At 57.2% G+C, this 18,911-nt stretch carries 23 protein-coding genes and 1 pseudogene; 18 read left to right on the top strand and 6 right to left on the bottom strand.

Annotated features, from left to right (window positions below):
- Positions 1-82 precede the first annotated feature (82 nt).
- The 12 genes and pseudogenes from AFK65_RS09340 (at position 83) to AFK65_RS09290 (ending at position 5,121) form a co-directional block, all read left to right on the top strand.
- The gene (locus AFK65_RS09340) at positions 83-391 is read left to right on the top strand and encodes a hypothetical protein (protein ID WP_007706454.1); all 309 of its coding nucleotides are present in this window, start codon (positions 83-85) and stop codon (positions 389-391) included.
- Complete coding sequence (locus tag AFK65_RS09335; protein ID WP_007706453.1) at positions 391-1,296, top strand: recombinase RecT; 906 nt, start codon at positions 391-393, stop codon at positions 1,294-1,296. Before AFK65_RS09340 ends, AFK65_RS09335 begins: the two co-directional genes overlap by 1 nt.
- Positions 1,280-1,762: a siphovirus Gp157 family protein gene (locus tag AFK65_RS09330; RefSeq protein WP_007706450.1), complete on the top strand. Its 483-nt coding sequence runs from the start codon at positions 1,280-1,282 to the stop codon at positions 1,760-1,762. The genes AFK65_RS09335 and AFK65_RS09330 overlap by 17 nt, the downstream gene beginning before the upstream one ends.
- Before the next feature lie 5 nt (positions 1,763-1,767).
- Entirely contained in the window at positions 1,768-1,962 is a 195-nt protein-coding gene (locus tag AFK65_RS09325) for a hypothetical protein (RefSeq protein ID WP_007706447.1), read from the top strand.
- Between the two features lie 32 nt (positions 1,963-1,994).
- Complete coding sequence (locus AFK65_RS20945) at positions 1,995-2,156, top strand: DUF2737 family protein (protein ID WP_007706444.1); 162 nt, start codon at positions 1,995-1,997, stop codon at positions 2,154-2,156.
- Complete coding sequence (locus AFK65_RS09320) at positions 2,153-2,350, top strand: hypothetical protein (protein ID WP_032804359.1); 198 nt, start codon at positions 2,153-2,155, stop codon at positions 2,348-2,350. Before AFK65_RS20945 ends, AFK65_RS09320 begins: the two co-directional genes overlap by 4 nt.
- Positions 2,343-2,693, top strand: a complete 351-nt coding sequence (locus tag AFK65_RS09315; protein WP_007706441.1) for a hypothetical protein — start codon at positions 2,343-2,345, stop codon at positions 2,691-2,693. Before AFK65_RS09320 ends, AFK65_RS09315 begins: the two co-directional genes overlap by 8 nt.
- Positions 2,694-2,760: 67 nt before the next feature.
- A complete protein-coding gene (locus AFK65_RS09310) occupies positions 2,761-2,994 on the top strand; it encodes a hypothetical protein (protein ID WP_032804356.1) in 234 nt (77 codons plus the stop codon).
- A pseudogene (locus tag AFK65_RS09305) lies at positions 2,994-3,234 on the top strand (DNA polymerase III subunit theta). Before AFK65_RS09310 ends, AFK65_RS09305 begins: the two are co-directional and overlap by 1 nt.
- Before the next feature lies 1 nt (position 3,235).
- The gene (locus tag AFK65_RS09300; RefSeq protein WP_032804354.1) at positions 3,236-3,490 is read left to right on the top strand and encodes a hypothetical protein; all 255 of its coding nucleotides are present in this window, start codon (positions 3,236-3,238) and stop codon (positions 3,488-3,490) included.
- 62 nt (positions 3,491-3,552) lie between these two features.
- A complete protein-coding gene (locus AFK65_RS09295) occupies positions 3,553-3,801 on the top strand; it encodes an excisionase family protein (RefSeq protein ID WP_032804352.1) in 249 nt (82 codons plus the stop codon).
- A gap of 33 nt (positions 3,802-3,834) precedes the next feature.
- Positions 3,835-5,121, top strand: a complete 1,287-nt coding sequence (locus AFK65_RS09290; protein ID WP_007706431.1) for a site-specific integrase — start codon at positions 3,835-3,837, stop codon at positions 5,119-5,121.
- Positions 5,122-5,152: 31 nt separating this feature from the next.
- Here the strand turns inward: AFK65_RS09290 and patD are convergent, their stop codons facing one another.
- From patD to AFK65_RS09260, 6 genes are all read right to left on the bottom strand, one after another.
- The gene (patD, locus tag AFK65_RS09285) at positions 5,153-6,577 is read right to left on the bottom strand and encodes an aminobutyraldehyde dehydrogenase (RefSeq protein WP_038857254.1); all 1,425 of its coding nucleotides are present in this window, start codon (positions 6,575-6,577) and stop codon (positions 5,153-5,155) included.
- 17 nt (positions 6,578-6,594) lie between these two features.
- Positions 6,595-7,401, bottom strand: coding sequence for an ABC transporter permease (locus AFK65_RS09280; RefSeq protein ID WP_007706418.1), 807 nt, complete (start codon positions 7,399-7,401; stop codon positions 6,595-6,597).
- Positions 7,391-8,335 (bottom strand): ABC transporter permease, encoded by a 945-nt coding sequence (locus tag AFK65_RS09275; RefSeq protein WP_038857257.1) that lies wholly within the window; start codon positions 8,333-8,335, stop codon positions 7,391-7,393. The genes AFK65_RS09280 and AFK65_RS09275 overlap by 11 nt, the downstream gene beginning before the upstream one ends.
- A gap of 1 nt (position 8,336) precedes the next feature.
- Positions 8,337-9,350 (bottom strand): ABC transporter ATP-binding protein, encoded by a 1,014-nt coding sequence (locus AFK65_RS09270; protein WP_038857258.1) that lies wholly within the window; start codon positions 9,348-9,350, stop codon positions 8,337-8,339.
- Positions 9,351-9,363: 13 nt separating this feature from the next.
- Entirely contained in the window at positions 9,364-10,509 is a 1,146-nt protein-coding gene (gene ydcS, locus AFK65_RS09265) for a putative ABC transporter substrate-binding protein YdcS (protein WP_038857260.1), read from the bottom strand.
- 387 nt (positions 10,510-10,896) lie between these two features.
- On the bottom strand, positions 10,897-12,318 hold the full coding sequence (locus AFK65_RS09260) for an aminotransferase-like domain-containing protein (protein WP_038857262.1): 1,422 nt from the start codon (positions 12,316-12,318) through the stop codon (positions 10,897-10,899).
- A 197-nt stretch (positions 12,319-12,515) separates the two neighbouring features.
- On the opposite strand from AFK65_RS09260, the gene AFK65_RS09255 reads away from it, so the two are divergent.
- The 6 genes from AFK65_RS09255 to arfA all read left to right on the top strand — a co-directional run bounded on the left by AFK65_RS09255 (position 12,516) and on the right by arfA (position 18,870).
- Positions 12,516-13,925 carry a cytochrome ubiquinol oxidase subunit I gene (locus tag AFK65_RS09255; protein ID WP_007697604.1) on the top strand — a complete coding sequence of 470 codons (1,410 nt, stop codon included), beginning with the start codon at positions 12,516-12,518 and terminating at the stop codon, positions 13,923-13,925.
- Positions 13,925-14,935, top strand: a complete 1,011-nt coding sequence (gene cydB / locus AFK65_RS09250; RefSeq protein ID WP_007697602.1) for a cytochrome d ubiquinol oxidase subunit II — start codon at positions 13,925-13,927, stop codon at positions 14,933-14,935. The genes AFK65_RS09255 and cydB overlap by 1 nt, the downstream gene beginning before the upstream one ends.
- Positions 14,935-15,072, top strand: a complete 138-nt coding sequence (locus AFK65_RS20940) for a DUF2474 domain-containing protein (RefSeq protein WP_007697599.1) — start codon at positions 14,935-14,937, stop codon at positions 15,070-15,072. Before cydB ends, AFK65_RS20940 begins: the two co-directional genes overlap by 1 nt.
- A gap of 127 nt (positions 15,073-15,199) precedes the next feature.
- The gene (locus AFK65_RS09245) at positions 15,200-15,529 is read left to right on the top strand and encodes an SMR family transporter (RefSeq protein ID WP_007697597.1); all 330 of its coding nucleotides are present in this window, start codon (positions 15,200-15,202) and stop codon (positions 15,527-15,529) included.
- A 404-nt stretch (positions 15,530-15,933) separates the two neighbouring features.
- Positions 15,934-17,337 (top strand): glycoside-pentoside-hexuronide (GPH):cation symporter, encoded by a 1,404-nt coding sequence (locus tag AFK65_RS09240; RefSeq protein WP_007697594.1) that lies wholly within the window; start codon positions 15,934-15,936, stop codon positions 17,335-17,337.
- Positions 17,338-17,349: 12 nt separating this feature from the next.
- On the top strand, positions 17,350-18,870 hold the full coding sequence (gene arfA / locus AFK65_RS09235) for an arabinosylfuranosidase ArfA (RefSeq protein ID WP_007697591.1): 1,521 nt from the start codon (positions 17,350-17,352) through the stop codon (positions 18,868-18,870).
- Positions 18,871-18,911 lie beyond the last annotated feature (41 nt).

Below are 18,911 nucleotides of genomic sequence, written 5' to 3'. Positions count from 1 at the left end.
TTCGCGAATGGTCGGATGATGCCTTTATCCGCCTCATGAAAGATTTGATGAAACAGCAACCCAAACCACAGGAGCAGAAGCAATGAGACTGACCCTGAACGACGTCAAAGAAATTGAGCAGATTATCGCGGCTCTGGATGCAACGGACAACGAGCGAATCAGCGATGAGGTTGAGCGTCTGGCGAAGAAAGCTAACCCGTTTATTTCGGCTCTGGCGTCGACGGATGCAGATGAGCATACCAATGACGCCATGAACTACCTCGAAGGCCATAGCATCGCGTTTCAGGACGCGTCGGAAGGTTGGTGGATTGATGCGCTGACCGAGCGCGTTACCTCTGAGTACGCCATCAGCATCTTCAAAGCGCGACATTCACACAGGGAGGCAGCGTAATGCCATTCGATATCGTCAGTTTCGTTAAGCAGCAGGAGCCACTGTTTTGCGGAGCAATGACAGACCAGACGGTCACATGGGCTAAGGAAAGCCAGTTTGCCATCCAACTATTTCAGAAAAACGACTTCCTCGCGAAGACGGCAATCAACAACCCTACCAGCGCGCAGAACGCCATCATCAATGTCGCGGCCATCGGCATCACGCTGAACCCGGCGAGCAAGCTGGCGTACCTGGTGCCGCGTGACGGCATGGTGTGCCTCGACATCAGCTACATGGGCCTGCTTCATCTGGCTCAGTCGTCCGGCTCAATTAAGTGGGGTCAGTGCAAGCTGGTATGCGCCAACGATACCTACGAATCCAATGGACTGGATAAAGCGCCGACGCACAAATACAACGCGTTCGGCGACCGTGGCGAAGTTGTCGGCGGTTATTGCACCATTAAAACGCCTGATGGCGATTACCTCACGGAAGAGATGAGCCTCGCAGAAATCAAGGCCGTAGAAGCTACCAGCAAGGCTAAGAACGGTCCCTGGAAAAACTTCTGGGAAGAGATGGCCCGCAAGACCATCGTTAAGCGCGCCAGCAAATACTGGCCTAAAGCGCAGCGTCTGGATAACGCTATTCACCTGCTTAACGATGATGAAGGGATGCATCAGGAGCCGGTAATGCCCTACCACTCCGAAGAGCAAATCAGGGAAGACGAGCGCAAGCGACAACAGGAAGTCATCGATAAAGCCAGCGACCTTTGTGATGAAATGGCTCAGTCCGAAACCATGGACGACCTGAAACGGAAATTTGCAGAGGCGTACAAGCTGACATCCGGCATGAAGTTGCAGCAAAACGTCCAGGCAGTTTACGCAGAATGCAAAGTGAAACTGGAGGCCGCCAATGAGCAAACTGTATGAAGTTGCCAGCGACTACGCCAGGCTGATGGATGCCGATATCGACCCGGAAGCAATGGCAGACACCCTCGAAGGGATTGAGGGTGAGCTGGCCGATAAAATCGAGCAACTGCTTGCCATCTGCAAAAACGAATCGACGTATGCGGAGCGCCTCAGGGATGAGGCAAAGAACCTGACCGAGCGAGCGGTGAGTATTGAAAACAAGGTTGCCAGCATCCGCGCCTACATCGCCACATCACTCGAAACCGCCGGTAAGAAATCAATTCGGGCCGGTATTCACCAGGTAACAGTCCGCGCGCCTTGTCGTTCAGTAGAGATAACCGACAGCGCCCTTCTCCCGCCTGAATACGTCGAATACGACACGGTGATTAAGCCCGACAAAATGGCTATCAAGCATCTGTTGGAGGGCGGCAAGGATGTGCCTGGCGCGACACTGAAGACCGGCAAGCCATCACTGTTAATCAGGTAGCTGCCATGAGCGAGCCATTCAAAAAACGCCGTGGCAATCAGCAGACGCTGGGCCGCAACTGGACTACCAAAGAGCTAACCCTCATCAAATCCCTGGCTGGCACCGTCCACCCTAAAGTCATCGCCCGCCAGTTAAACCGCTCATACGAATCTATCCGCCAGATGGCAAAGCGCGAGCACATCAGCCTGCGTCGCGTTTAATCGTGCGCCACGGACGGCGCGAGGAAAAATCCATGATTACACATGACCCGCTTATCACACCAAGCGAGCTGGCCGCTCGCGTCAAATCTCAGCCGATGCCGAGCCGCGAAGAGCTCATGAAGCGCAACAGCTTCGGCTCTGTGAATAACAACAAATACCTCAACCGCTGGCTGCGTAAAGGCGGTGCCGCATGAGCCGTCAAATCGAATTAGCGGATGCTGCACTGGTATTCACTGATGCATCAACAGGCCAGGGTTATATCCGAACTCTGAATGAGTGGGAGGCAAAACTGGTATCCGCTCAACTCGCAGCGCTGGACGATGGTGAGCTTAAAGCTATCCCTGTGCAGCCGGTAAAAATAAAACGCATGGGGCCCAACCATGAATAACACCAAAGAACTGATGGCAAAACTGAAAGCGGCGGCTGAGAAGGCGAAAGATGATTTCCGCCCCAACGTTGTGGTCTCAACGCGTGACGTGCTTGAGCTGATAGCAGCGCTGGAAGCCGCAGAGAAGCGCAATGCCGGGCTTGAGGCGCGCGCGGTTAAGTTGCCTGATAACTGCGAGCACGATGTGATGGCTCCTGTCGCCTCGTTCATGTACGAAGACGGTTATGAATTTGACGGAGAAGACTACAGCGCTCTCGCTGGGCGTGTTCGTAGCGAACTTGAGACTGTTCTGCGACGTTCTTTACGCGCTGCTGGCATCAATCTTGAGACAGGGGGTGAGTGAGTGAGCCACTATCACGGCTGACCTATTACGCCGGATAAGCGATATACTCCACTCAGGAGGTACCATCATGTCACGAAGAAAAAGCAGAAGTCGAAAAAAAGAAAATGATCTGCTCGCCAGAATGACCCCCGCTGAGCGTCACCGTCACATGCTGAAAAAATACAGCCATATTAAGCGTCTGATCGATGTGGCAAACGGTGAGCGCTTTGAAAATGGGATAGTCACCTCAGTTGACACCTACCGCTCGCCATACGAATTAAGAGTAAAGCGCGGGCGCTCGGCTGATGGTAAGGAGTCATGATGACAAATAATCTCTTAGCGCGCAGCAAAGAAGAAAGGGATAAGATTAACGTGGATTTAGTGGCTTCCTTCAGGCGTTGCTTATAAATAGCGCATGAATATGCCGGTAGTGGCGTATGAAGTTGAGATGCAACAGCCGGAAGCGCTTCGGGAGTACTTTCAGGAGCAGCTAAAGTTTTACAGGGAAGAGTCGATGAAGTTTCCACGGGGAACGGACCCGGTCTATCAAAAGGAAGGTTAAAATGGTCGAAGTGCATACAAGAGAGTATCCCGATCTGAAAATGCAGGCAGAGTTCACGCCTGGCATTAAGCCGGGAAGGAATGGCCCTTCAGTCAACAATCAATTAAAAGTATTAAAGTCAGAAGTTTCCATTCGTTTATTCAGTCAGTTAAATGACAAACGCTGCATTGGATTCTCACTTGATGGAGCAGGATATGTTGATTATTACTATCTTGCTGCTGATAAGGTTGGCTTTATTTTCCAGTCAAATCCATAAATAGCAGAATTTACTAATCGACCTCGCCCCGGCGGGGTTTTTTATTGCCTGGAGATAATCGAATGAATGAAGTGATTCAGCTTGTCCCCAACAAATGGGTATCCGAAGAAGTACTGATGGCGATCACCGGACTGACGAAAAATGCCATTAAATCAGCGCGAGAGAAGTCATGGATGGAGGGTAAGGAGTATCGGCACTACTCCGGCGACTGCCAGCCCAAGGATAACTCCCCTATCCTCTACAACCGGCATGAAGTCGATGCGTGGGTAGAGCGTCAACGTCCAGCGATTCCCCGCCAGAAATCTGCTTAAATACCCTTCCCCATTAACTGACGAGGAATCGTTATGAACAAGTATCCAACAGGAGTGGAGAATCACGGCGGAACACTGCGGATATGGTTCATCTATAAGGGTGCCAGGGTAAGGGAAAACCTCGGCGTCCCTGATACACCGAAAAACAGGAAAGCCGCTGGCGAGTTAAGGACAGCGGTTTGCTATGCAATCAGGACTGGTAATTTTGATTACGCATCGCAGTTCCCTAACTCGCCGCGGGTTACACAACATGAGGACACAAAAGCTAAGGTGACGATTGAGGAATTAGCCAATAAATGGCTTTCGCTAAAAGAAACCGTTTTGGCTAAGAACACCCACATGAGATACACATCTTACATAAAGATGTGCCTTAGAATTCTGGATGAGACGATGCCCGTTTCTTCTCTTACTCATGAGAACCTGCTTTCTTTGCGTCATGAGCTTTTGACCGGTTACCAGCTTGTAGGGAAAACGCTGGAGCGATCACACAAAAAAGGCCGAACAGTAAGAACCGTTAACGGATACATGGCGGTTATGCTGGAGATGCTTAAGTTTGCAGAGAAAAATGGATATACCGGCGGGAAAGTAATTTCAGATGTGAAGCCTCTCAGAAAGTCCAGGTCTGAACCAGATCCGCTAAGCAAGGATGAGTTCGTAAGGATGCTGGCAATGGCTAATCACCCGCAGATAAGAAATCTATGGATACTGGCCGTTAGCACCGGCATGCGGCATGGAGAGATATGCGCACTGGCATGGGAGGATATCGATACCACAGACTGGACAATTAAGGTGCAGCGCAACCTGGCTATTTCAGATCACTTCACACCGCCAAAAACTGAAAGTGGAATCCGCACAATCATTCTGACCACCGCAGCCATCGAGGCCATAAAGGACCAGATGCAGTATACGAGAATGCAAAAACAGCATGACGTTACTGTCCACCTCAGGGAGTACGGTAAAACAAGGACTGACCAGTGCACATTTGTTTTCAATCCATCAGTTTCCGGACGGTATCCAACCAAAAGCATATGCTACATTCCAGGATCGATTGCAGCCTCATGGAACCATCTGCTAAAGCGAGCCGGAATCAGGCATAGGAAAGCATACGAATCCAGGCATACATTTGCATGCTGGGCTCTAAGCGCCGGAGTGAATCCGAGCTTCATTGCAAATCAGATGGGGCACACAAATGCACAGATGGTTTTCAACGTCTATGCAAAGTGGATGTCCGATAAAAACGGAGACCAGGTAGCCATACTGAACCAAAACTTTGGCTTTAATGCCCCACCGATGCCCCAGGGTAAAGCGGCTGACATGTAATCCTTTAGCAAATCAACCACTTCACCACCTCCTAGTGTTTTATCATCACATGCCGCACCACAGTGTAATCCTCAAGCCCGTACATCGACATATCCTTACCGTAGCCGGAGAGTTTCTGGCCGCCGTGGGGCATTTCGCTCACCAGCATAAAGTGCGTATTCACCCAGGTGCAGCCATATTGCAGGCGGGCGCTGAGGCGGTGCGCGCGGCCCACGTCGCGGGTCCAGACGGATGACGCCAGGCCATATTGCGAATCGTTGGCGTAGGTGAGCGCCTGCGCTTCATCCTCAAACGGCGTCACGCTGATGACCGGGCCGAAGACTTCGCGCTGCACGATGGCGTCCTCCTGCTTCGCGCCGGCGAGAACCGTCGGCTGGAAGAAATAACCCGGCCCGTCGACTTTCGCGCCGCCGGTCACCACACGAATATGCGGCAGCGCTTTCGCGGCTTCCACCGCCTGGCTCACGCGCTCCAGATGCGCTTGTGAACTGAGCGGCCCGAGTTCGGTGGTTTCATCCTCCGGCGCGCCCGTTTTCAGGCTGCCCACCGCGGCGCCGAGCTTTTCAACGAGCGCGTCGTAGATCCCTTTTTGGGCGTAGATGCGGCATGCCGCCGTACAATCCTGGCCCGCGTTATAGAACCCGAAGGTACGAATGCCTTCGACGACGGCGTCAAGATCGGCGTCGTCAAACACCAGTACCGGCGCTTTGCCGCCAAGCTCCATATGGGTGCGCTTGATGGACGACGCGGTACGGCTGATGATGTGTTCTCCGGTCGCGATAGAGCCGGTGAGCGACACCATGCGCACTTTCTCATGGCTGGTGAGCGGGTCGCCCACCGTCTGGCCGCGGCCAAACAGCACGTTCAGCACGCCCGCCGGGAAGATATCTTTCGCCAGCTCCGCGAGTTTAAACGCGGTCAGCGGCGTAATTTCAGAGGGCTTGAGCACCACGCAGTTGCCCGCCGCCAGCGCCGGGGCCAGTTTCCAGGCGGCCATCATCAGCGGGTAGTTCCAGGGGGCGATAGAGGCCACGACGCCCACCGGATCACGGCGGATCATCGAGGTGTGATCCGCCAGATATTCCCCGGCGGCAAGTCCGTTTAAACAGCGCGCGGCCCCGGCAAAGAAGCGGAACACATCCGCCACCGCCGGGATTTCGTCACCCGCCACGCAGTGCAGCGGCTTGCCGCAGTTTTTCGACTCCAGCTCCGCGAACGTCTGCGCGTTCGCCTCAATCACCTCCGCAAGTTTGAGCAGCGCCTCGGCGCGCTCCTTCGGCGTGGTCAGCCGCCACTGTTCAAACGCCGCGTCGGCGCTCTTTACCGCCGCATCCACCTGTTCAGGGCTGGCTTCGGCAATCTCCAGCAGCACCTCGCCCGTCGCGGGATTATAGACCGGCAGGCGCTCGCCCTTGCCTTCCACCAGCGCGCCGTTAATCAGTAATTGACTCTGCATAGCGTGTTCCTTTGAGGTTATTTGCCGCTACCGGCGACAGTTTCATCATCGCGCGTCAGCCACCACGCCCCGAGGATCGGGATCATGGTGAGGAGCATGACGCACAGCGCCACCACGTTGGTCACCGGCACGTCGCGCGGACGGCCAAGCTGGTTCAGCAGCCACAGCGGCAGCGTGCGCTCGTGGCCTGCGGTAAACGTGGTGACAATAATTTCATCAAACGAGAGCGCGAAGGCGAGCATCCCGCCCGCCAGCAGCGCGGTGCCGAGATTGGGCATCACGATATAGCGAAAGGTCTGCCAGCCGTCGGCGCCGAGATCCATCGACGCCTCAATCTGGCTGTACGCCGTGCGCCGCAGTCTCGCAATCACATTATTAAAGACCACCACCACGCAAAAGGTGGCGTGGCCCACCACCATCGTGAGAAAGCCCGGTTCGATGTCGAGCTGTTTAAACGCGGTCAGCAGCGCGATACCGGTAATGATGCCCGGCAGCGCGATGGGCAGCAGCAACAGCAGCGACACCGCGCTTTTGCCGAAAAACTCGCGTCGCCAGAGCGCGGCGGCGGCCAGCGTGCCAAGCACCAGCGCCAGCAGCGTCGCAAGCGTCGCGACTTTAAGTGACAACGTCACGGATTCGAGCATATCGGCGCGCTGCGCCGCCACCTCAAACCAGCGCAGCGTGAAGCCCTGCGGTGGAAAGCTGAAGGCGGATTCTTCGGTGTTAAACGCGTAAAGCGCGATAATCGCCAGCGGGAAGTGCAGGAAAATCACGCCGCCCCAAGCGGCGATTTTAAGCAGCCACGGCGCGCGGTCAGAGTGCATCGAACGCTCCCAGGCGCTTTACGAACGCCAGATAAACGGCAATCAGGATAATCGGCACCAGCGTAAACGCCGCCGCCATCGGCATATTGCCAATCGCCCCCTGCTGGGAATAGACCATATTGCCGATGAAAAAGCCCGGCGGGCCGACGAGCTGCGGCACGATAAAATCGCCGAGCGTTAATGAAAACGTGAAAATCGAACCGGCGGCGATGCCCGGCACCGCCAGCGGCAGCACAACGTGGCGAAACGTCTGAGAGGGCCGGGCACCGAGATCGGCGGAGGCCTGCAACAGCGACGGCGGCAGACGCTCCAGCGCCGCCTGCACCGGCAGGATCATAAACGGCAGCCAGATATAGACGAACACCAGAAACCGCCCGAGCCCGGAGGTGGAGAGCGTGTTGCCGCCAATGCCTGGCAGCGTCAGCAGCGCGTTAAGCGCCCCTTCCAGCCCCAGATGTTGCAGGAACCACTGCGCCACGCCGTCGCGCGCCAGCAGGAGCGTCCAGGCGTAGGCTTTAACGATATAGCTTGCCCACATCGGCAGCATGACGGCGATATAGAAAAATGCCTTCAGCGAGCCGCGCGTGTAGCGCGCCATGTACCAGGCCATCGGGAACGCGAGAATGGCGCAGGCGATGGAAACGGCCATCGCCATCACCAGCGTGCGCACGATGATGTCGTAATTAGCGGGATTAAACAGCGCGCTCAGGTTGGCGAGCGTGAAATCCGGCGTCACCGACATCGTAAAGTCGTCGAAGGTGTAAAACCCCTGCCACAGCAGCGTCAGGAGCGAGCCGAGATAGATAATGCCGAACCACATCAGCGGCGGCAGCAACAGCAGAAACAGCCAGAGATTGGGACGCCGCCAGAGCAGCGCCGCCGCGCGTCGCAGCGGGCCGCTGGCGCGCGCAGGAGGCGAAAGCGTCATATCCATCTCACCCCTCTCCCTGCAGTCGGATCATGGCGGCGCGCGCCCAGGAGGCGGTCACCGCCTGGCCTGCCCGCGGCAGCGCCGCATCGGCGACCGGCGACGGGTTCGCCTGGCTCACCAGCAGTTTTTCGCCGCTCTCCAGCATCAGTTCTATGCGCGTGGCCGCGCCCTGGAACTGTACCGCCTGCACCGTGCCGCGGACATGAATATCGCCAGGCTCGTTAAGCCGGATATGCTCAGGGCGCAGGGAAAACGTGCCCGGCTCGCCGCCGAGTTCGCGCATCATGGCGTCGCTCAGCACGTTCGCGGTACCGACGAAGCCCGCGACAAACGGCGTGCGCGGACGCATGTAGAGCTCGCGCGGCGCGTCTATCTGCTCGATGCGCCCGTTGTTAAACACCGCCACCCGGTCGGACATCGACAGCGCTTCGCCCTGATCGTGCGTGACAAACACAAACGTAATGCCGAGCGAGCGTTGCAGGTTTTTCAGCTCCACCTGCATCTGCTCGCGCAGTTTGAGATCGAGCGCGCCGAGCGGTTCGTCGAGCAGCAGCACGCGCGGCTGGTTCACCAGCGCGCGGGCGATGGCGACGCGCTGGCGCTGGCCGCCGGAGAGCTGCGACGGTTTACGCGCATGGGTAAAGCCGAGCGCCACCCGCTCCAGCGCCTCGCGGGCGCGGGCCAGCCGCGTTTTTTTATCGACGCCTTTGACCATCAGCCCGTAGGCGACGTTCTCCAGCACCGACATATGCGGAAACAGCGCGTAATCCTGAAACACCGTGTTAACGTCGCGCTCCCACGGCGGCAGCTCGCTGGCTTCGCGGCCAAACAGGCGAATCGCGCCGTCGCTCAACTGCTCAAAGCCCGCGATCATCCGCAGGCAGGTGGTTTTGCCGGAGCCGGACGGCCCCAGCATGGAGAAAAACTCCCCGTCTTCGATGGTCATGCTGACGTTATCGACCGCGCGCACGTCGCCGTAGCGCCGCGAGACCTGCTGAAACTCCACTGCGTAAGCCATACGTCCCCCGCGCTTAGCGCCCGCCCATGATGGCGATGTAATCCTGGGTCCAGCGGCTGTAGGGCACATATTTCCCGCCCTGCGACACCGGGGTTTTCCAGAAGGCGATTTTGTCGAAGAAGGTAAAGCCGTTGGTTTCGCAGCCCTTCTCGCCGAGCAATGTGCTGGCCTTGCAGCCTTCCGGCACCGCCGGGAGCGAGCCGAACCAGGCGGCGACATCGCCCTGCACTTTCGGCGTCAGCGACCAGTTCATCCACTGGTAAGCACAGTTAGGGTGTTTCGCGTCGGCGTGCAGCATGGAGGTATCGGCCCAGCCGGTCACGCCCTCTTTCGGGAAAACGGTGGCGATGGGCTGGCCTTCGTTTTTCAGCGCGTTCGCCTGGTACGGCCACGCGCTGGCGGCCACGACGCCCTCGTTTTTGAAATCGCTCATCTGTACCGTGGTGTCGTGCCAGTAGCGGTGGATAAGCTGATGCTGGTCGCGCAGCGCTTTCAGCACCGCGCCATACTGCGCCTCGGTCAGCTGGTAAGGATCGGTGATGCCGAGCTCAGGCTGGGTCGCTTTGACGTAAAGCGCCGCGTCGGCGATATAAATCGGCCCGTCGTAGGCCTGGACGCGGCCCTGGTTGGATTTGCCGTCCGCCAGCGCCTGCTTCACAAACAGCACCGCCCAGCTGTCCGGCGGCGTCGGGAACGCTTTGGTGTTGTACATCAGCAGGTTTGGCCCCCACTGATACGGCGTGCCGTAGACTTTGCCGTCAAGGTTAAACCATTCGCCTTTAACGAGGCGCGGGTCGACATTTTTCCAGTTCGGGATGAGCGCGGTGTTAATCGGCTGCACGCGCTTGCCCATAATAAGGCGCAGCGAGGCGTCGCCGGAGGCCGTGACCAGATCGTAACCGCCTTTCGCCATCAGGCTGACCATTTCATCCGACGTGGCGGCGGTTTTCACATTGACGGCACAGCCGGTCGATTTTTCAAATTCAGTTACCCAGTCATAGGCTTTATCCGTCTGGCCGCGTTCGATATAGCCCGGCCACGCGATGATATCGAGGCGGCCTTCTCCCTGGCCGAGTTGTGAAGGCGGCTCGGCGGCGCTGACGATGCCGGTCGTCAGACACAGCGCGGCGGCCGCGCTAAGCGCGAAGGATTTGGTCATGGTCGTTGCTCCTGTCTGAATGATGAATCGGCCGCCGTGCCGTAAAAATATCTCCCAAAATAACCATATACAGGCCCGGATAAACGCGCCTGTGACCGCTGGCGGAATTTATTCAGGTTGTGACAAACCGCGCACTCTTTATTGTTTCAGTGCTGTCGTTACATAAATCATGGGGTGGTTTTTCACAGTGTAGACAGGCGCTTAGCGATGTGAAGCGTTTTCCGTTAACTATTATGATTTCGTATGCCCGAACGGAAATACGATTAACAGAAATAATCGCTGCGGAATAAGCCTGAAGCAGGCGTGGTTTTTTATTTCGGCAATAACCTTTTCTTTATTTGAGAATATAAACGCGCGCCCGAAAGGTTATTTCGCGCGTTTATCGCTTCATTGCGGCGCCTTCGCCAGCGCCTCGCGAATAAGCCGCGCGAGGGTCCTGACCGCCTGCTCTTCGCGCTCGCCCCACGCCCAGGAAGCGTTAAAGCGAAAATAGTTATGCCAGAGCGTACTGGTGGTGAACATCTTGCCCGGCGCGATGCTGATCTGGTGCGCCAGCGCGCGCTCGTGCAGCCTGCCGGCGTCCAGCGACGCGGGCAGCTCCACCCACAAAAAATAGCCGCTCTCGCTGCGGTGAATTTTGACGGCCTGCGGAAAGTGGCGGCGCAGCGACTGCCATGCCGCCTGTTTGCGCTCCGCCAGCACGCGCCGCAGACGGCGCAGGTGGGTGTCATAGCGCCGGGTGGCGAGATAATCCACCAGCGCCATCTGCATCGGCGAGCTGGTGGAGAGCGTGCTCATGAGCTGGAGCTGCTGGATGCGCTGCGCATGACGCCCCGCCGCCACCCAGCCGATGCGAAACCCCGCCACCAGACATTTAGAAAAAGAGGAGCAGTGCAGCGTCAGCCCCTGGTCATCCCAGGCCTTCACCGGCAGCGGTTTCTCGCGCCCGTAATAAAGCTCGCTGTAGACGTCATCTTCAATCAGCACCACGTTGTAGCGCGAAAGCAGCGCCATCAGCTGCTGCTTTTTCTGCGCGCTCAGCGTAAAGCCCAGTGGGTTCTGGGCGTTGCTCATCAGCCAGCAGGCTTTCACCGGATACTCCTGAAGCGCTTTTTCCAGCGCCGCGAGATCGATGCCGTTGACCGCGTCGGTCGCCACAGAGAGCGCCTTCAGCCGTAAGCGCTCCAGCGCCTGGAGCGCCCCGTAAAAACACGGGTTTTCGACAATCACCCAGTCGCCGGGCTCGGTCACCGCCTGGAGGCTCAGGTTTAATGCTTCGAGCGCGCCTGCGGTAATGACAATTTCATCCGGCGAGACATTCATCCCCTGCATCGCGTAACGTCGGGCGATGGCGTGGCGCAGCGCCTCGTTGCCCGGCGGCAGGTTTTCAATCACGCTCATGGCGTTGGCCGAACGGCTGACGCTTGAGAGCGAGCGGTTAAGCTGCGCCAGCGGAAACAGACGCGGATCGGGAAACGCCGAGCCGAACGGCACCACGGCGGCGTCGGTGCTCGCCTGGAGCACATCGAAAATATAGGTGTTGATGTCGACCTGCTCGTCACGCGTCACCTGTTCGAGCGCCTGCGGCGCGCGGGGCGTCGGTTTCGGGGCGACGTAGTAGCCCGACTGCGGGCGCGCCACGATGATCCCCTGGCTTTCCAGCGTCTGATAGGCGTGGCTCACGGTCATAAAGCTCATGCCGCTGTTCGCCACCTGCTCGCGCAGGGACGGCAGCCGGTCGCCGGGGTGCCACACCCCGAGGGCAATCTGATCGGTAATCTGCTGAGCCAGTCGCTGGTATTTTTTCATCGCACCTCGCGGCATCCGGCCGCCTTCACAAGGGGTTAACGCAGAGCGCGTATCATCGTGCCGTCTGGTTAGATCAGGCAAGCGAAATCGCAACTTTTTATTTAACTGTTATAGTCAAATAACGTTTTTCTGTTTCTGCACGTGAGTGCTGCTCCTGATTACTATGATCGCGGACAACTATATGTCATGAGGTTTGCATGTTCGGTTTAGATGCGTTTCATCTGGCAAGGATTCAGTTCGCTTTTACTGTCTCTTTCCACATTATTTTCCCCGCTATCACTATCGGTCTCGCCAGCTATCTGGCGGTGCTGGAAGGGCTGTGGGTGAAAACAAAAAATCCGGTATGGCGCTCGCTGTACCATTTCTGGTCGAAAATCTTCGCCGTTAACTTCGGGATGGGCGTGGTCTCAGGGCTGGTGATGGCCTATCAGTTCGGCACGAACTGGAGCGGCTTTTCGCAGTTCGCGGGCAGCATTACCGGCCCGCTGCTGACCTACGAAGTACTGACCGCCTTCTTCCTTGAAGCCGGTTTCCTCGGCGTAATGCTGTTTGGCTGGAACAAAGTCGGCCCCGGCCTGCACTTTTTCTCCACCTGCATGGTGGCGCTCGGCACGCTGATCTCGACCTTCTGGATCCTCGCCTCCAACAGCTGGATGCACACGCCGCAGGGCTTTGAGATCCACAACGGCCAGGTGGTGCCGGTGGACTGGGTGGCGGTGATATTTAACCCCTCCTTCCCGTACCGCCTGCTGCATATGTCGATAGCGGCGTTCCTGAGCAGCGCGTTTTTCGTCGGCGCGTCCGCCGCCTGGCATCTGCTGCGCGGCAACGATACCCCCGCGATTCGACGCATGTTCTCGATGGCGCTGTGGATGGCGCTGATCGTCGCGCCGGTTCAGGCGATGATTGGCGATATGCACGGGCTGAATACGCTTAAGCATCAGCCAGCCAAAATCGCGGCCATCGAAGGCCACTGGGAGAACCCGCCGGGCGAAGCGACGCCGCTGACGCTCTTCGGCATTCCGGATATGGATGAAGAACGCACTAAGTACGCGCTGGAAGTGCCGAAACTCGGCAGCATTATCCTGACCCACAGCCTCGATAAACAGGTGCCAGCGCTCAAAGAGTTCCCGAAAGAAGACCGACCGAACTCCACTATCGTGTTCTGGTCGTTCCGCATTATGGTGGCGATGGGGCTTTTGATGATCCTGCTTGGCGTGGTGAGCGTCTGGCTGCGCTATAAGAACCGGCTCTACACGTCTCGCCCCTTCCACCACTTCGCGCTCTGGATGGGCCCCGCCGGACTGATTGCCATTCTCGCGGGCTGGGTGACGACCGAAGTGGGCCGCCAGCCGTGGGTGGTCTACGGGCTGCAACGCACCCGCGACGCGGTCTCCGGCCACGGCGATTTGCAGATGAGCCTGAGCCTCATCGCCTTTATCGTGGTCTATACCTCGGTCTTCGGCGTCGGCTACAGCTACATGATCCGACTGATTAAAAAAGGGCCGCAGCCGCTGGACGATATGCCTTCCAGCACCGACGGCAGGCCAGCGCGTCCGCTGTCGGCGGCGGGTGAATCTCTGGACAGCGCAGAGGAGAAAGCGTAATGGGTATCGATCTCTCCATTATCTGGTTCGTGATTATCGTCTTCGCCACGCTGATGTATATCGTGATGGACGGCTTTGATCTCGGCATCGGCATTCTGTTCCCGTTTGTGCGGGACGGCCACGACCGCGATGTGATGGTCAACAGCGTGGCGCCCGTATGGGACGGCAACGAAACCTGGCTGGTGCTGGGCGGCGCGGGCCTGTTCGGCGCGTTTCCGCTGGCCTACGCCGTTATCATCGACGCGCTGACCATTCCGCTGACGCTGATGCTGATTGGCCTTATCTTTCGCGGCGTGGCGTTTGAGTTCCGCTTTAAGGCGACGCCCGCCCACCGCCCCTTCTGGGATAAGGCGTTTCTGAGCGGCTCGATCCTGGCGACCTTTTGCCAGGGCATTGTCGTGGGCGCGGTGATCAACGGCTTTAAAGTCACCGGCCGCACCTTCAGCGGTTCGGCGCTCGACTGGCTGACGCCGTTCAACCTCTTCTGCGGCGTGGGCCTGGTGGTGGCCTATGCGCTGCTCGGCGCAAGCTGGATTGTCATGAAGAGTGAAAACCAGCTGCACCAGAATATGCGTCGCCTGGCGCGCTCGCTGCTGCTGGCGCTGCTGGCGGTGATTGTCATCATCAGCGCCTGGACGCCGCTCTCGCATCAGGCGGTGGCCGATCGCTGGTTCACGCTGCCGAACCTCTGGTTCCTGCTGCCGGTGCCGGCGCTGGTGGCGCTGTTCAGCCTCTGGCTGTGGCGCAAACTGGCGGATACTGAGAGCCACACGCTGCCATTTGTGCTCACCCTGGGGCTGATTTTCTTAGGATTCAGCGGGCTTGGCATCAGCATCTGGCCCCACATCATTCCGCCTGATATCACGCTCTGGGAGGCCGCCGCGCCGCCCGCAAGCCAGGGCTTTATGCTGGTGGGCGCGCTGCTGATTATCCCGATAATCCTGGTCTACACCTTCTGGAGCTACTACGTGTTCCGCGGCAAAGTTCAGCATGGGGAGGGCTATCACTGATGGAACAGCACGATTCGCCGCGCTGGAAAAAGCTGATGTGGCTGGTGGTAATCTGGTCCGCGAGCGTTCTGGCGCTCGGCGCGGTCAGCATGGTGTTGCGCCTGCTGATGAGCGCCGCAGGCTTAAAAGCGCATTAATCCCCTTTCAGGCCAGCCTTCGCGCTGGCCTTTTTCGCTTTCCCTGCCGCGTGACGATAATGAATATGCGTCGTCTGAAATAACGCGGCGCGAATCGAAACCTTACCGGCAATGACGGAGTGACGTTATGACCTGGCTGCTGCTCTCTGTGGCGATTGTGTGTGAAGTGATTGGCACCACGTTTCTGAAACTCTCTGAAGGCTTCAGCCGCCTGCTGCCGACGCTGGTGACGGCGGTTTGTTACGGCATTGCGTTCTGGTGTTTAAGCGTCACCATGCGCACCATCCCGACCGGCATTATTTACGCCATCTGGTCCGGCGTCGGCATCGTGCTGATTAGTGTGGTGGGCTGGATCTTCCTCGGCCAGAAGCTCGATCTGCCCGCCATGCTCGGCATGGGGCTGATTATCGCGGGCGTTATCGTGATTAACCTTTTTTCTCGCGCCGTAGCGCACTGATTTTTCGCCAGGCCGGTGAGCCCGGCCATCGCGTTTTCTTATTATCCCTCCCTGCCTGGCCTGAAGCTATGGTTTTCCAGACCTAAGGATAATCCTAATACAGAAAATATATTTTTATTATGCCATCCAATATAGGCACACCATTATTAAGCCTATAAGCGTAGCGGCAAATAATAACAGCAAATATCTCCGGGATTATTTCCTGAAATTATAATCACTTTAAGAAAGTAATTATCTCGCCACATTAATTTTCATTCGAAATAGCGGTATGTATTTTTTTGTCGTTTATATGGATGAGATGCGGCATTTATAAAATATAAAAAGCGCGCCACATCGCACCGGGTATTCCTCCGCTACCTTATGCTCACCCTGGCTTTCAGGTATTTCATTTAACGAGGTTTATCATGGTGCAGCAATCAGCAGTGCTGGATAAAGTGACGCCTGCCCAGGACCGTCTGACGGTCCGGGAGAAATTAGGTTTCGGATTTGGTGATGCGGCCTGCAATATGAGCTGGGGTCCGGTAACCATGTTTTTAACCTGGTTTTATACCGATATATTTGGTTTAAACGCCGCGCTTATCGCCACGATGTTTTTAGTCGTGCGCCTGCTCGATGCGTTTATTGATCCGCTGATCGGCGCGCTGGCCGACCGTTACCCGACCCGCCACGGCCGTTTTCGCCCGTGGATCCTCTACGGCTGCGTGCCCTTTTGCGCCATCTGTATTTTCGCGTTTTATACGCCGGATTTAAGTACCGGCGCGAAAGAGATTTACGCTTTTGTCACCTATTTACTGCTCTCGGTACTCTACAGCACCGTGAATATTCCTTACTGCTCGCTTGGCAGCGTGATTACCGCGAACCCGGTAGACCGCGTGGCCTGCCAGTCCTACCGCTTCACCATGGCCAACAGCGCCGTGCTGCTCTGCTCCCTGACGCTGCTGCCGCTGGTGGATTATCTCGGCGGCGGCAATCAGCAGAAAGGCTTTTTTATTACTAACGCGATGTTCTCGGTTATCGGCCTGTGCCTGTTTTTACTCTGCTTTTTTAATACCCGCGAGCGCATTATGCCGCAGCGCGAAAAGCAGGAAAATATCGTGCGTAATTTCCGCTCGGCCTTTAAAAATGACCAGTGGCTGATGGTGGTCGCCGGGATGTTTATTGGCTGTATTCCGGCGTTCGTCTGCGGCGGCGCGACTATCTATTTCACCAAATATTTAATGCATCTCGATAACACCATGACGACGCTGTTTATCAGTATTGGCGTGGTCGCCTGCGTGCTCGGTAATCTCGCGACGAGTGTCGTCACCCGTTATATCTGCAAAGTGAAACTCTATATCGCGGTGGGTTTTATTACGGCTGCTATTTCCGTGGTGATTTATTTTGTCGACCCGCAAAATGTGATGCTGATCTTTATTCTGAATACGCTGCGCGCGTGGATTGGCGCGATTACCGTTCCGGTATTCTGGTCGTTTATCGCCGATGCCGACGATTATGGCGAATGGAAACTGAAAAAACGCATGTCCGGTATTTACGCCTCCGGCAACCTGTTCGCGCTGAAAGTGAGCCTCGCCATCGGCGGCGCCATTACCGCGCTGGTGCTCTCCGCCACGCATTATGTCCCGGAAGCCGCCGTGCAGGCGCCCGCCACCCAGCAGGCCATTATGATGCTGATTACTTTTATTCCGGCCATCGGCGGCGTACTGACCTCCACCATTTTCCTGTTTTATAAGCTCGACAAAAAGACGATGCAGAAAATTCAGGATGACCTGAGCGTCGGCAAATATGCCAGCGATGCCGCCCTTCGATAATAAGGAGACGTTATGACCACGCTTTCGTTCACGCTCGACCCGCAGAACGTGATTTCCGCCATCGATCCGCGCCTGTTCGGCTCGTTCATCGAACATCTGGGCCGCGCGGTCTACACCGGCGTCTATGAGCCGGCGCATCCGCTCGCGGATGAGGACGGGTTTCGTAAGGACGTGATTGACCTCGTCAAAGGGCTGCACGTCACCACGGTGCGCTACCCCGGCGGGAATTATGTCTCCGGCTTTAACTGGCGCGACAGCATCGGCCCGAAAGAAGATCGCCCGGTGCGCCTCGATTACGCCTGGATTAGCAAAGAGACCAACCAGTTTGGCATAGATGAATTTGCGCGCTGGTGCGAAAAAACCGGCGTCGAGCCGATGATCGCTGTGAACCTCGGCACCGGCACGCCGCAGGAAGCGGGCTATTTCGCCGAGTACTGCAACCACCCCGGCGGCACGACGCTCAGCGACTTGCGCATTCAGCATGGCCGCCGCGAGCCGTATAACTTCCGCCTGTGGTGTCTTGGCAATGAGATGGACGGGCCGTGGCAGACCGGCCAGATGAACGCCCGCGAGTATGCGCATAAGGCGCGCGAAACCGCCAAGATCCTGCGCTGTATCGACCCTAAGGCGCAGCTGGTGGCGTGCGGCAGCTCCAGCTCGGCGATGACGACCTTCCCGGAGTGGGACCGCATCGTGCTGGAGGAGCTGTACGATTATGTCGATTTCATCTCCTGTCACCAGTATTACGAGAACGAAGGCAGCGAGACCGATTTCCTCGCCTCGTTCGTCAATATGGACAATTTCATCGAAACCATCGTCAGCACCGCCAATTACGCCAAAGCGGTGCGGCGCAGCAATAAAGAGATGATGATCTCCTTTGATGAGTGGAACGTCTGGTATCTGCGCGGCGATCCGTGGGACGCGCCGATGAAAGATCCGGCGAACCGCTTTCGCGAGGCCCCGCCGCTGCTGGAAGACCGCTACTCGTTCCTCGACGCGCTGGTGATGGGCGGCCTGCTCTGCTCGCTGCTGAACCACGCCGACCGGGTGAAAATGGCGAGCCTGGCGCAGCTGGTGAACGTCATCGCGCCGATTTTCACGGAGCCCGGCAAAGGCGCGCTCTGCCAGACGCTCTACTGGCCGTTCGAGATGGTCGCGAGCGTCAGCGACGGCGTGGTGCTGCGCCACCAGCTGCCGGTGCCGACGTTCGCCAGCAAATATGGCGACGCCCGCAGCGTTCAGTCGTCGGTGGTGTATAACGAGGCGCGCGGCGAAATTTATCTATTTGCCGTCAACTGCGATTTCACCACCGCTTATGAGCTTGATATCACCCTGCCCGCCTTCAGCGACTGCCGCCTGACGGAACACAAAATACTGCGCAGCGACGATCTGTACGCGAAAAACACTTTCGACGATCCGAACCGCGTGCGCCCGGAGATTATCGACTACCCGCACGGCAGCCTGCGCGAGAACACGCTCACGCTCGCGCCGCTCACCTGGAACCGTATCACGCTGTCGGTCGCCCGCGCGTAAAGAAGAACGCCCCGCGCGTACGGAATAAAACCTCTGACAGG

The organism is Cronobacter universalis NCTC 9529 (genome assembly GCF_001277175.1).
Taxonomy (GTDB): Bacteria; Pseudomonadota; Gammaproteobacteria; order Enterobacterales; family Enterobacteriaceae; genus Cronobacter; species Cronobacter universalis.
This window is presented reverse-complemented; position numbering and strand designations above follow the sequence as displayed.